Genomic DNA, 13,489 nt, shown 5'->3' with positions numbered 1-13,489 from the left:
GAACCCTTTAAACACCTCTGTAAAACCCTCTGCCTAGTCGTTACAGGATTCAGTCTAATGACAGCGATGACATTAATTTCAGCCGATGCCGCTTCCTTTAACGACTTATCTAACGACTTATCACGACCTAAGTCAGCCCTAACGGTGCCACTGGTAGTATCGTTACCGACCAGTCATAATATCCTAGCTTTAGCGGACACGGCGACAGCCACCACACCAATTACTGGAAAATTCGGCTCAAGTGACTGGTCCCTGGCAGATGGCACCTTGACGATTGGTCCGGGCGACTTTGCGAGCCACAAGAGTGAAACCTCGCCTTGGGCCGCCTACAGTTCACAGATCACTAAAATTGAAATTACGGGTCCGGTCACTTTTAACACTTACGCCGTCGGACTATTTGCTGGTCTATCAAATCTAACGCAAATTGATGGTCTTGAAAAAGTAGATACCAGTAGGACAATTTCCATCAATGATCTATTTGACAATGACTCTCAACTGACGAATCTAACTGGGATTGAAAGCTGGAAAACCGGCAATCTGCAAACGATGGAAAAGACCTTTTTCGCAACGGCGCTCATTGGCACCCTTGATCTCAGCAACTGGGATGTGAGTTCACTCACCAGTGCCTATTGGGCATTTACGCGAGCTGGTGGCCTCGATGCCAATGGTAATCGCCTATTCAATTTATTAGATTTATCCGGGTGGAACTTTAAAGCAGCTAAAGTTAATTTGTCTGGTATGGGCTATCTACTTCAAGCTAACGCCATCAATACGACCGGCTGGGAAAATACTAGTCATATTACCAGTATGAGCCAAATGTTCTTCATATCTAGAATACAAAAAATCGACATGTCATCATTTGACATGCGCCAACTCAGCAATTCTGCGGGAACCCTCAAACAAATGTTCATCTATGCAGGCGCACTAAAAGAAATCAAACTTGGCCCCTATTCTAAACTTGACGGGACGGCCTTACCATCAGTGACTGAAAATAATAAATACACTGGCTTTTGGCAAAACATCGGCACGGGAACTGTCACCAATCCTAACGGGAATCAGGTTTTGACCACTGCTCAATTAGTTACCGCCTATGATGGCACCAAGACACAAGCTACAGATACCTTCGTTTGGCAGCCAAAGCCCTCACAACCCGTGACCGTCAACTACGTAGACAAAGCTACGAACAAAGCGATTCAGCCAGCGACCACTATCACCGGCGCTATCGAAGACCCCTTCACGATTACACCGCCTTCAATCACTGGTTACACCTATCAAGGCACCCAAGACGACGCGCTATTGACCGGGGCCATTAGTGGTGACGCCCAAACCGTGACCTTGCTTTATCAACAACAACCTACTGAAGGTAGTATCACTGTCAATTATCTCGACACAGACGGTCAGCCCATTGCAGACCCACAAAAAATGACTGGCCAGCTTGATAGCGGCTATACCTTGACCCCCAAATCAATTGCTGGCTATAAATTTCAAGCTGGCGACTTGACCGGCAAATTTACCACTGGGACAAAATCGGTGACACTCACCTATCAAAAAGTCACTGCGGCTCAGGGATCAGTCACCGTTAATTACGTCGACGACCACGGTAAAGTCCTTGCACCAGCGAAAACCTTAACTGGCGACGTTGATACTCCGTTTACCATTAGTCAACCTGGCATTGCTGGTTATACTTTTCACCATGCCAACAGGAGTTTAGCAGGAACCTTTACTGGGCAGCCACAGACCGTCACTTTAATTTATCAAGCAACTCCCGCCAAACTGGGCAGTGTCGTTATTAAGTACCAGACGGCTGACGGTCAGTCAATCGCCGCCGACCGCCGTTTGACCGGAACGCTTGAGGCAACCTACACGATTACACCACCAGCTTTTAAGCAATACAAGTATCAAAAAGCTACCGGTAAATTAGCTGGCAAATTCAGTACTACGACGCCAACTATCGTCTTGACCTACACTAAGCAAGCGACAGACCAAGGCCAAGTCACCGTGCATTATTTGGACTTGTCCGGTCAGCAACTCGCAGCAGTCACGACCTTAACCGGACCATTTGCCTCACCGTACACGACTACAGCGAAATCAATTGCTGGCTACACATACGTCAAAACGTCCGGCCAGCCAACTGGAAAATTTAGCTCAGAGGCGCAGAACGTGAGCTACTACTACCAAAAGCAGGCCGGCAGCAATAATCTTAGCCAATTAACTGGTCAAGATTACACGATGACGGTCAACGGCACCACTCCGACTGCCGAGGACTTTAAGGCTGTTGGTAAAAATAAAGCTGGTCAAACCGTTGCGGTCAAAGTCGACCTTAGCCAAGCTGATTTAAAAAAGGTTGGAACTTATCAGGTCACTTTGCGCACCGATGACGGTCAAACGTTAGTCGTCAAACTGCACGTCATCGCAGCCACTTCAGGTGGTAGCACCGCTGGTGATAAACTGAATCCCGGCAACACTCAAAAACCGGATAATTCGGTGACATCTTCTTTAAAACAATCGACTAAACCAGCAACCAGTATCAAGCCGCAAAAAAGCTCAAAAGAATTACCAGCGACCGGCGAATCGGCCAGTCGTTTCGGTCTAATTTTAGGCTTGATTACTTTAATCGCAATTGGATTCAAGACACGTCGCCGCTTTTAGCTAGCCTGATAAAATATCAACTTATTAACAAACACAATAAAAACTAGTCGCAACACGAAATCAGTTTTTCATGTTGCGGCTAGTTTTTCTATGTCTGAAAATTGAGAGATAAAAACCGTTGAATCAGTACCAGTTCTTTCGTCATCGGACTTGGCGCGCTATTAATTAGAGGTAACGATCCCGTCTCAAAATCATCCGCCGATTATTTAACCCAGCAAAAGCTGCTAATCATGGCGCTAATTTCTAACTGGTGGTCCGTTTACGCCAGCCCCTGCCGATTATAAACAAGGACAACGGCAGGCAACGTAACCAGCATCACTGAGTAAAACCAGGTCCATGGTAAAAACGTGCTCATTAATCCATCAAACATTGGCCCAGTGTCATACCCAAATCAACCAATGCAAGCACGCCGACAAAATTACTGCCAGGCAGACCCAGAAGAACTGTTTAAACGAAGCCCGGTCACAACCGAGCTACTCCGCTGAATCTAAATGGTAAACCATTTCTACCGCAGTTACCTGTTCGCCATCGTCGTCCGTCACCTGAGTTGGCGGGGTCGCCGTGCGGGTGAAGCCGAGCTTCTGGTACAACTTCATGGCCGCTACGTTGCGGGTCTGCACAATCAAGCCAACCGCCTGCAAGTCACTGGCCGTCTGGGCCCAGTAAAGTGCCTCATCCACGAGTGCCGTGCCGATGCCCAAATGCCAGTAGGCCTTCTCGACAGCGATACCGAGCTCGCCGACGTTGCCTTGTGGGGTCGGTGAAATCGAACAGACGCCCAGCAAGGTTTCACCGAGGCTCGCAACCAGCAATAGGTGGCGGGGACTCCGCATAATTTGGTCAAGTTGGTCAGCCTCTTGGGCCGCACTGATGGGATCGTCGGCGTCGGCCAAACTAAACGTATCACTTTCCTGTTGGAGCCGGTCTAACAACGCCAACACGTGCTTCGCTTCGGTCGGCTCCGGTAAGCGAATCGCGACTTCTTCACTCATTTTTGACTGGCCTCCAACTGCTGAACTAATTTTTCAAAACGCGCGCCCACGGGTTCAAACCGCAACGTCCGCTGACTTTCGCCGGCTTCATCGTCGCGTTTGAACACGATCCGCAGATACTGAGCGGGCAATTCATCAGCGATGAACTTGGACCACTCGATTACGTTCACGCCATCCCCGTTGAAGTATTCATCCAGGCCGAGCTCATCCCCACTGCCATCTTCCAGGCGGTAAACGTCCATGTGATACAGGGGAATCCGCCCACTCTGATACTCACGAATAATGGTAAAGGTCGGACTCTTAATGTTGCGGGTAATGCCCAGCCCCAGCGCGAGGCCCTTGGTAAAGGTCGTCTTCCCAGCGCCCAAGTCGCCATCCAACAAAATCACATCCCGCGGCTGAAGATTAGCCGCCAACGCCTGACCCAAGGCCATGGTCTGGTCGGGACTGGTTACGGTCGTTTCAAACATACTGATATTCCCCTTTTTCTCTTATACTTTTGTTTTTTAATTTTGAATTGACACCTTTATCAAATGATTACGTGACGCACAAACGTTAATCGCCTCAGCTAACAGGGATTCAATCCACAAAATTTGTGGTAAATTGCCACCTGCGGCTACCAGGACTGCGCCTGCTATGGGGCCGGTTCCAGCCTGTGGTACGGGCTTCCACCTCAACTTTAAGCCGAAGTTCACGTCTCAAAGGTTGTCCCGTGCTGTAAGGCCGAGAAAACCGCTCGGTCTAACACCACTGGCACAGCTGGCTCCGTCCTGGCTTCCTCCGGTTATGACAGTTTTTCAACATGACATTGCCGTAACCATCGCTGGACTGAAAACGTTTGTTTACTGTGAGTGGGTATAGTCTAAGTAGTCGGGTTCAGACCGTGTTGCCAATATCCAGCGTTATATCCTACCATGTAGCGGACTATGCCGACAATTTAATTTTCAGCCTTTAGCTTATTTTATGATAGGTCAGAGGCCAGTTATCTTTCAAATACTGTCTCGCCGCAGGACTGGTGAAAATAGCCACAGCTTTTCTAAACGCACGCTAAATTTAAAGGGCGTGCTTAACTCAGGAACGGAAAAATAAGTTATCCAATCATAAGGCAAGTTCAAAACTTTGTCATGAAAACTTTTCGTCGCCATCAAATTGGTGCCACATTGTAAAGTGACCAGAGGCAGATCAAGGTTCCCAGCTGTGTCGATGTCCGGAGCTGAGAGAATTTCTCAGCTCTGGACATGGGCCGACCAGAGAAACTCGTGCCTCACAGCGAGGTTCTCTGGCGAGGTGGAAGACCGCCCCTCAGGCTGGAACCGTGCCCCACAGCAGGGAACCTTGAATCTGCCGGCGGGAACGGACGCTAATATCATCTTTAACCGTCCGTAAAAAATAGTTTTCACGACTACCAGATAAATAATACCCGGACTGCTACGAAATAGCAATCCGGGTATCTTTATTTAACCGATTCATTTGTGTCCAAGAAATGAAAGATTAAAGTGATTGGGCTGCCGTGATGATGGCAACCTTGTAAACATCCTCTTCGTCACAGCCACGAGACAAGTCAGAAACAGGCTTGTTCAGGCCTTGCAGGATTGGTCCAATGGCTTCGAAGCCACCGAAACGTTGTGCAATCTTGTAGCCAATGTTCCCGGATTGTAATTCTGGGAAGACAAAAACGTTAGCGTGGCCAGCAACTTTGGAGTCTGGGGCCTTTTGCGCACCAACACTCGGTACGAAGGCGGCATCAAATTGTAATTCACCATCAACGGCTAAATCAGGCGCCGTTTCGTGGGCAATCTTGGTTGCTTCTTGAACCTTGGTAACCATGTCACCCTTGGCAGAGCCCTTGGTGGAGAAGCTAAGTAAGGCAACCTTAGGATCTATATCAAAGACTTTAGCAGTGTGCGCACTTTCGATAGCGACTTCTGCCATGCCGGGAGCATCGAGTTCGATGTTGATGGCACAGTCAGCGAAGACGAAACGTTGATCACCCTTTTGCATGATGAAGGCACCACTGATACGGTGAACGCCTTCCTTGGTTTTAATAATTTGTAAGGCAGGGCGCACGGTGTCCCCAGTTGCGTGAACGGCACCGGAAACCATCCCATCGGCTTGGCCCATGTAGACCATCATCGTCCCGATGTAGTTAGGATCCTTGAGCATTTCAGTGGCTTGTTCTGGGGTGTTCTTCCCCTTCCGGCGGGCAACCAAGGCATCTAACATTTCCTTGTGTTGGTCGGCTGGAATGGTAGCTGGGTCCAATAACGTTAATTGACTTAAATCGATATTGTTGTCCTTGGCAGTGGCTTCAACGTCACTTTGCTTGCCTAAGACAACGGCCTTGATCAACCCGTCAGCGACTAAGCGGCTAGCGGCACCCAAGACCCGGGCATCCTCCCCTTCAGGGAAAACGATGGTTTTGCTTTGTCCATTAATCTTTTGCTTGAGACTATCAAAAAGTTCCATAGATAATGACCTCCATAAAATATCCCACGAATCAATTCTCACTCTGTCTATGCTTGGTTGGATGCTGAGTCCGGCCCCTCGTCTTCGGCAACGTGTTCTGGTAGCTGCCAATCGATGGGCGTTTCTCCTAATGATGTCAATGCGATGTTGGTCTTGGAAAATGGTTTGGACCCAAAGAATCCGCGGTAGGCGGACAACGGACTGGGATGCGGTGCCTGCAAAACGATATTGGTCTGCGTGTCGATCAGGCTGATTTTGGACCGAGCGGCGCTACCCCACAGGATAAACACTACCGGTTCAGCTCTGGCCGACAACTTGGCAATCGCCGCGTCCGTTAACCGTTCCCAACCGTGTCCCTGATGAGAAAAAGCTTTGCCATCGCGGACGGTGAGAACGGAGTTGAGTAACAGGACACCTTGCTTGGCCCATTTTTCCAAATAGCCATGGTTAACCGGCTTGATGCCCAAGTCACTCTCGAGTTCTTTGTAAATATTCTTCAATGACGGCGGAATCGGTGTCCCCGGACGAACGGAAAAGCTACACCCGTGAGCTTGGCCAGGATTGTGGTACGGGTCTTGCCCCAAGATAACCACTTTGACCTGGCTAAACGGTGTCCACTCAAACGCCGTGAAAATATGATACATGTCCGGATCAATCCGGTAGTGCTGATACTCTCGCACCAAAAATTCACGCAGTTCTTGATAATAAGTCTGCTCGAATTCGGGCTCAAGCACCGGCCACCAGTCATTATGAATAAACGGTTTCATTCCCAACACCTCGCCTTTTATTCTATCATAATGGCAGCGTAAATGATATTATCGAACAGCTTCTAGCGAAACATGTTAGAATGGGTTTAACAACGAAGAGGTTGCATCAAAGGAGGGTCCCCATGCGTACACTGTACCTAAATCAGGCCGCACTTTCGGCCAAGGCCACCACGGTCATTCGCGACACGTCGAATCAGTCATGCTATTTACTCGTGGGCAAATGGGGGCTTAGAGCGGACGTGCTGTCGGTCTATACGATTGCCGGTGACTTGGAAGCTGAGGTCAAGCAGGAGTCATTGGGCCTGTTACCAAAATTCCGCTTGATTTATCACCGCCAAACGGTCGGCCGCGTTAGTAAGACTTTTGGCCTAATCCGTGAGGTATTGTTCGTTCGGGGCCTCAACTGGATTATCATGGGCAACCTGAACAGTGGCCATTTTAAAATTTATCACGGCCGCGATTTAATTGCCACGATTGATCAAGTCAGTCAGTCCGGTGGTGGCACGGCCACCCTAGCCGTCGACCAGCCGGATCATGAAGCGTTGGTCATCTGCTTGGCGGCGATTCTCGACCGCTGGGCAAAGCATCAACAGCAGGCCCTGAATCCCCTCCGCAACCACGTTTGGGCACCAGCAACGGGCGATATTGCGCAGTTTACAAAACACGATAATAAATAAAAACAGGCTTCACTCGGCGCATGACACGTCCGGGTGAAGCCTGTTTACTTACGGCACGGCGATGACTAACTTCTTGTTAGCCGTGACATACTTGCCGTTGGTTAATTGGAAACGGGTCGTCTTGTTGTAAGCGACAATCTTTTTGATCTTTAAGACTTTGCCCTGCTTGTAGTTCAGCTGCTTCGTCTTCAATGCCTTTTGCTTGTACCCGTTGACCCCGTTCTTCGCAATCACTTTAACTTGTGCGTGCTTGGTTGCGTAATAGACGGAAGTGACGTAGCTATTCTTGGCCGTGATGTAACCGGTCTTGCCAGTCGTCTTGGAGTTATGGTTCACGTCCTTGACCTTGTACCGGAGATTTCCGTTCTTAGAAAGTGCTGTGCCCTGCACCACAAACATCGGCCGGTTGGTTCGCTTCTGTTTGTGATACCAGTGCTTGACGGTCTTCTTGGAGAAGTTCTTCGTCCGGTATAACCCAATCTTCTTGGTAGCGTAAACGACACTGGCGATTGGCGCTACGGTCGCCGCATCCCCACCGGATTGTAGGTCGCGGGCGTAGTGGAAGGTCACAGTTTGGGCCTGGTTGGTGAACGTGCCGCTAGTTTGGCCGTCCGTCTTAGTCAGCTTGTAGCCGGTAAAGGTTAACTGGTTGGCCTGATAGCTCTCGCCCAGGTTACCGGTCAAGACTTGGTTGCTGGCCAGAGATTTCCCCTGTGCGTCGAGATACTGGACCGTCACGGGCTGCCCCACGGTGACTGCGGGCGGCGTTACGACGGGTGGCGTCGTGGGTTCGATGACCCGGTTAACTGGTTCCCAGACGTAGGTTTCCACGGCAGTCGGTTTATCAGCCGTGTTGTACAAGTCGGTAACGGCTTTACCAGTCGCGAACTGTTCGCCCAATGGATTCTGAGCAGTACCAGTGCCCACTGCTTGCCAGAGACCCGTGTATTCGTTTTCAATCGTCTGTGCATTCCACAAACTGGGATTGAAGCCATTGAAGGTCGTTGCTGGCCCTAATGTCAGCTCAGTAATTGGGATCCCTGAGAAGAAACTTGTGGGCTTAAAATTAGCCGGTGGCGCAAATTTAGGCAGGCGTAAAATGTTTATCCCTGAACCATTAAACATAAACATAGTACCCGTTCCAACGAGATTTTCAAAAGTTGCTTTCGCAAAATTTAGTTCTGTCAGTGCGTGATCACCATTAAACATTGACGTGGCAACTGTTACCTGTGACGTGTCAAAGTTGCTAACATCCAGTTGCTTGAGGGACTTCTGACCGTAAAACATAAAGGTCATCTTGGTCACATGACTCGTGTCAAGCGAGGAGACGTCCATATCAGTAGTAACTGAATCCCGTCCCTGAATTCGGAACATACCGGTCATATCAGTTGTCTGACTGGTATCTAATTGCTTTAAATTTTCATATGATGTGACGTTACGCAGCTGCGCAAATAGGTCAACCGCACTTTCTCCCACCCTGACAGGTCCATCAAGAACGACCTTAGTGACTAAATCAGCCGCTGCTTGCGTATCCGTCATGCCCAGTTTCAACGCAATTTGATAGGCAAATTGCCCCGTCTGCACTGCTGGTACGGGATTCTCATCAGGCAACGTCCCACTACTCAAATGGAGGACGCCTTCACTAGTCAAAACCCAATCGACACTCCCATAAGTCCCAGTGGCGAGGTCGGCCTCAGTGGTGGTAGCGGCCCGCGCCGTCACCGTTGGCACCACTGCTGGCACCAGAACGGTGCTCACTGGCTGGCCGACCCCCAACGCTAATCCGAGTAATAGAGCTGTTGCTTGCCATTTCATAAGTTTCCCCTCCTAACGGTCATTTTTACGAAATCGTTACCCGCAGTCGATGTTAGCGTTTACAATTCAGCGGTATGCCCTAGTTCATACTGAGTCACCAATCGTCAACGACTGCTCACTGTCTTTCAAGTAAACTCACCGCGTTAATCCGTCCTGTTTTAGTTTGTTCAGTCAATCAATAAATACGTCATATATTGGCGAAATCTTTCTTCATAGATATAATACCATAAACGTTTACTGATTAACAGTGTTATCTACCATTATTTTTATCGAGTGATAACAAACACTATTAACACTGTTGCAGCAGTAGTTAGACCGATTAACATACTTACTGAGAAAACAAAAAACGTCCAACTGATTTTTACCAGTTGGACCTTTCTGTCTAAACGTTCAAGACCTTATTCAAAAATTCCTGGGTCCGCGGATTCTGTGGGTGGTCGAAGACTTCGGTAGGCGTGCCTGCCTCTTGAATGATACCGTCATCCATAAAGGCTACACGGTCGGCAACGTTCTTGGCGAAACCCATTTCATGTGTTACGACCACCATGGTCATGCCACCTTCGGCCAGATCTTGCATCACCTGGAGGACATCCCCCACCATTTCCGGATCTAAAGCCGACGTGGGTTCGTCAAACAACATAATCTCGGGCTCCATGGCCAGGGCCCGCGCAATGGCAACCCGCTGTTGTTGGCCACCGGACAAAGAATGCGGCATCGCGTTGGCCTTGTCTTCCAAGCCAACCTGCTCGAGCAACTTCTCCGCCCGCACTTGGGCATCAGGTTTACGCAACCCTTTTAACTGCACGGGACCCAACATGATATTTTGCAGGACTGACAAATGGGGAAATAAATTGAAGTGTTGAAAGACCATGCCGATATTCTCCCGAATCTGGTTCAGATTGACTTTCGGGTCACCAACCCGCTGGCCATCAATCAGAACCGTGCCGCTCGTCATCTTTTCCAAGCCGTTCAGGCAGCGGAGAAACGTACTCTTTCCGGAACCTGAAGGCCCAATCATGCAGAGGACTTCCTTTTCCTGGACATCGACCGTGATGCCCTTCAGAACCTCGTTTTCACCAAATGCCTTGTGTAAATCCTTCACCTGAATCTTTGGTGTTGTAACCATCCTATTAACCTCCCAATTGCAACCAACCCTAGTTTTATGTAAAAAGGGCCAGCCGAACCAAACTAGTTCAGCTACCCCCTTGATGTGTCTAGTAATGCTTCATCACACGAGCAATCTGCCGGTCTTGTTCCCGCCGTTTGATTGTCTCACGCTTGTCATACTCTCGTTTCCCGTGGGCAACCCCCAGGAGCACTTTGGCAAATCCATGCTTCAGGTACATCCGTAACGGAATCAGGGTGACCCCTTTGTCCATTGTGGCTTGGCCTAACCGCCGAATTTCCTTTTTGTGCAACAGAAGTTTCCGGTTCCGCAGCGGATCATGGTTGAATCGGTTTCCCTGAACGTACTCACTGATGTGGACGTTCATCAACCACGCTTCGTTGTTACGGACCTGAGCAAAGCCATCTTGCAGGTTCACTCGCCGCTCCCGTAATGACTTGATTTCAGTCCCAGTTAAAACGAGTCCCGCTTCAACCGTTTCCGTAACCGCATAGTCGTGCCGGGCTTTCCGGTTTTGAGCTAAAACGTTATCTGGTGTTTTCTTGGTCTTGTTCTTCGCCAAGTTCAGTCACCTCGCTTAGTGCCGACCACCTTGTGAATTGTTACGGTGTTGGCCGCCACCCTGAGTGTTGTTACTCCGGTGTTGGCTATTGTTACCGCCGCGTTGATTCGATGATCGTTGATTCCCGTTTTGGTGATTGCCACCATTGCGGTTGTTGCCACTGCCATGGTTATTGCCATTACTGTGGCCGTTGCTGTTGTTACTCCGCCCGTGGAAATTACCACCACGAGAACGGTGTTCGCGGTGTGGCAATAAGTCACTGGTTGGGGCCTTTTCAGGGTCTAATAATTCGAAATCAATTTCACTTTGTTCCTTATCGACGTGAATAACCTTAACCCGGATTTCTTGACCGATCCGGTACGTCCGCCGCGTATTCCGACCCACTAAGGCCAGGTACTTTTCGACGTATTCGTAGTAGTCATCCTGCATACGACTGATGTGAATCAGACCTTCGATGGTGTTTGGCAATTCGACAAACATCCCGAATTTCATGACGGAACTAACGACGGCGTCAAATTCTTCACCGACGTGGTCAGCCATGTATTCAGCCATCTTCATATCGTTGGTATCACGTTCGGCATCGATTGAGCGCCGTTCAGCTTCAGACGTGTGCACACCGATCTCTTCCAAGATTGGGGCAAATTTTTCTTTGCTGTCCGCACCGGTACCGTGGTCTTCGTAATAGTGAATCATCCGATGAACCATGGTATCTGGGTACCGCCGAATTGGTGACGTGAAGTGGGTGTAGAACTCCGCACCCAACCCAAAGTGACCTAAGGATTGGTCAGCGTAGCGCGCCTGCTTCAGGCTCCGTAACATCATCACGGAAACCATGGCTTCTTCCGGCTTGCCAGCTACTTGCTTCAGAATCCCTTGCAACATCTTTGGCCGCAAGTGGTTCGGGTCACCCTTAACGTTGATCCCGAAGGCCGTTAAGAACTCGAAGAAGCTCCGGACCCGATCGCCATCTGGCGTTTCGTGGACCCGGTACAAGAATGGCACCTTGGCACGGAAGTAGTGTTCCGCAACCGTTTCGTTGGCCGCCAACATGAAGGATTCAATCATCCGTTCGGACACACCACGCGTCCGTAATTGCACGTCAATGGCGTGACCCTTATCATCAACAATGATTTCTGCTTCGCGGTCATCGAAGTCAATGGCCCCACGACGCTTCCGGTGCTTAACCAAAATCTTGTGCAACTCGCCCATCGTTTCAAACATGGGAACGAGTTCCTTGTAGCGGTCCATGGTCAATGGATCATGGGCTTCCAAGATTTGGTTCACAGCGGTATACGTCATCCGCGCCTTAGAACGCATCACGGATGGGTGAATCCGGTGCTTAACCACGTTACCGGAGTCGTCAATTTCCATGTCACAGCTCATGCATAACCGCAATTCGCCCTCGTTCAGAGAACAAATGCCGTTAGACAACCGCCGTGGCAACATTGGAATAACGCGGTCGGTCAGGTAGACACTGGTCCCACGTTTGTAAGCTTCCTTGTCCAAGATAGAATCTTCTTGCACGTAATGGGAAACATCCGCGATGTGGACACCCAAGTGATAGTTACCGTTAGGCAGTTTCCAAGCCGTGACGGCGTCATCCAAGTCTTTAGATGATTCCCCATCAATCGTAACCAGGTCCTGATCGGTAATGTCTTCACGACCGGTCATTTCTTCTGGTAACACGTGATCTGGAATTTCATCAGCGGCCTGCATCACTTCTTCAGGGAATTCTGACGGAATGTTGTGTTGGTACACGATCTGTAAAATATCGATACCGGGATCGTCAACGCTCCCGATGACCTGCTTGGCAATACCAACCATGGCATCAGGATGTTCTGCGCTAGGGTATTCGGTGATTTCAGCCGTCACCACTTCACCTGGTGTTGGGTTCAACCCAACTTCAGTGACGTAGAACTTGTACTTCATGACTTTTTTATCAGTCAAGCGAACTTGGCCGAGGTACCCGTTGTCGTCATCGGTCTTGAAGAACTCACCCACGACTTGTTCGTAGTGGTGTTCCACAATCTCGGTAACCTTACCTTCAGGTCCCTTGCCGCTACGGGGGTCACCCGCACGGACAATCTCGATCTTGACGGTATCACCATTCAATGCCCGCAACGTATTGTTGGGAGCAATGTAGGCGTCCGGTTCAATCTTGTTTACATCATATGCGACAAAGCCGAAGCCCTTGTCGTTGCCATGGAAAATCCCGGTCAACGTTCGCTGACTTGGATCCAGTTCAAAATGGCCGTGGTCCGTTACTTGAACGAGCCCGTCGCGTTCCAACTGTGCTAACTCCTGCACGATCAGCTTAAAAGCCGCTGAGCCGTGGTAATGGAGTGCATCCGAGATATCTTCAACTGTATAGCTACCTTCCGAGTGAGCCCGAAAGAAAGCTGTTAACTCTGTTTTCAATGTATTTTCTTGCACTA

10 protein-coding genes are annotated in these 13,489 nt (G+C 49.5%); 2 read left to right on the top strand and 8 right to left on the bottom strand.

Annotated elements, in window-relative coordinates; genetic code table 11:
* The first annotated feature begins 57 nt into the window (after positions 1-57).
* Positions 58-2,649, top strand: coding sequence for a MucBP domain-containing protein (locus EKM99_RS10305; protein ID WP_164511583.1), 2,592 nt, complete (start codon positions 58-60; stop codon positions 2,647-2,649).
* 473 nt (positions 2,650-3,122) lie between these two features.
* Here the strand turns inward: EKM99_RS10305 and EKM99_RS10300 are convergent, their stop codons facing one another.
* The 4 genes from EKM99_RS10300 to EKM99_RS10285 all read right to left on the bottom strand — a co-directional run bounded on the left by EKM99_RS10300 (position 3,123) and on the right by EKM99_RS10285 (position 6,874).
* On the bottom strand, positions 3,123-3,641 hold the full coding sequence (locus tag EKM99_RS10300; RefSeq protein ID WP_125583337.1) for a GNAT family N-acetyltransferase: 519 nt from the start codon (positions 3,639-3,641) through the stop codon (positions 3,123-3,125).
* A complete protein-coding gene (gene tsaE, locus EKM99_RS10295) occupies positions 3,638-4,111 on the bottom strand; it encodes a tRNA (adenosine(37)-N6)-threonylcarbamoyltransferase complex ATPase subunit type 1 TsaE (protein WP_125583336.1) in 474 nt (157 codons plus the stop codon). Before tsaE ends, EKM99_RS10300 begins: the two co-directional genes overlap by 4 nt.
* 1,021 nt (positions 4,112-5,132) lie before the next feature.
* Positions 5,133-6,107: a phosphate acetyltransferase gene (pta, locus tag EKM99_RS10290; protein ID WP_125583335.1), complete on the bottom strand. Its 975-nt coding sequence runs from the start codon at positions 6,105-6,107 to the stop codon at positions 5,133-5,135.
* A 47-nt stretch (positions 6,108-6,154) separates the two neighbouring features.
* Positions 6,155-6,874, bottom strand: a complete 720-nt coding sequence (locus EKM99_RS10285; protein WP_125583334.1) for a uracil-DNA glycosylase — start codon at positions 6,872-6,874, stop codon at positions 6,155-6,157.
* A 122-nt stretch (positions 6,875-6,996) separates the two neighbouring features.
* Between EKM99_RS10285 and EKM99_RS10280 the strand changes: the two genes are divergently transcribed.
* The gene (locus tag EKM99_RS10280; RefSeq protein ID WP_125583333.1) at positions 6,997-7,551 is read left to right on the top strand and encodes an LURP-one-related/scramblase family protein; all 555 of its coding nucleotides are present in this window, start codon (positions 6,997-6,999) and stop codon (positions 7,549-7,551) included.
* 48 nt (positions 7,552-7,599) lie between these two features.
* Here EKM99_RS10280 and EKM99_RS10275 read toward each other — a convergent pair whose 3' ends face one another.
* From EKM99_RS10275 to rnr, 4 genes are all read right to left on the bottom strand, one after another.
* Positions 7,600-9,366 carry a MucBP domain-containing protein gene (locus tag EKM99_RS10275; protein ID WP_125583332.1) on the bottom strand — a complete coding sequence of 589 codons (1,767 nt, stop codon included), beginning with the start codon at positions 9,364-9,366 and terminating at the stop codon, positions 7,600-7,602.
* A 382-nt stretch (positions 9,367-9,748) separates the two neighbouring features.
* A complete protein-coding gene (locus EKM99_RS10270) occupies positions 9,749-10,492 on the bottom strand; it encodes an amino acid ABC transporter ATP-binding protein (RefSeq protein WP_125583331.1) in 744 nt (247 codons plus the stop codon).
* Positions 10,493-10,580: 88 nt separating this feature from the next.
* A complete protein-coding gene (gene smpB, locus EKM99_RS10265) occupies positions 10,581-11,054 on the bottom strand; it encodes an SsrA-binding protein SmpB (protein ID WP_125583330.1) in 474 nt (157 codons plus the stop codon).
* A gap of 15 nt (positions 11,055-11,069) precedes the next feature.
* Positions 11,070-13,487: a ribonuclease R gene (gene rnr, locus EKM99_RS10260; protein ID WP_125583329.1), complete on the bottom strand. Its 2,418-nt coding sequence runs from the start codon at positions 13,485-13,487 to the stop codon at positions 11,070-11,072.
* Between the last annotated feature and the right edge of the window lie 2 nt (positions 13,488-13,489).

It is taken from the genome of Levilactobacillus cerevisiae, assembly GCF_003946245.1.
Classification (GTDB): Bacteria; Bacillota; Bacilli; order Lactobacillales; family Lactobacillaceae; genus Levilactobacillus; species Levilactobacillus cerevisiae.
Note: the sequence above shows the minus strand (reverse complement) of the source record. Positions and strands in the feature narration are given on the sequence as shown.

Bases quoted from the DNA above. Each gene is read 5' to 3' on its own strand.
- EKM99_RS10305 (WP_164511583.1), top strand. From the start codon at position 58: ATGACAGCGATGACATTAATTTCAGCCGATGCCGCTTCCTTTAACGAC.
- EKM99_RS10300 (WP_125583337.1), bottom strand. From the start codon at position 3,641: ATGAGTGAAGAAGTCGCGATTCGCTTACCGGAGCCGACCGAAGCGAAG.
- tsaE (WP_125583336.1), bottom strand. From the start codon at position 4,111: ATGTTTGAAACGACCGTAACCAGTCCCGACCAGACCATGGCCTTGGGT.
- pta (WP_125583335.1), bottom strand. From the start codon at position 6,107: ATGGAACTTTTTGATAGTCTCAAGCAAAAGATTAATGGACAAAGCAAA.
- EKM99_RS10285 (WP_125583334.1), bottom strand. From the start codon at position 6,874: ATGAAACCGTTTATTCATAATGACTGGTGGCCGGTGCTTGAGCCCGAA.
- EKM99_RS10280 (WP_125583333.1), top strand. From the start codon at position 6,997: ATGCGTACACTGTACCTAAATCAGGCCGCACTTTCGGCCAAGGCCACC.
- EKM99_RS10275 (WP_125583332.1), bottom strand. From the start codon at position 9,366: ATGAAATGGCAAGCAACAGCTCTATTACTCGGATTAGCGTTGGGGGTC.
- EKM99_RS10270 (WP_125583331.1), bottom strand. From the start codon at position 10,492: ATGGTTACAACACCAAAGATTCAGGTGAAGGATTTACACAAGGCATTT.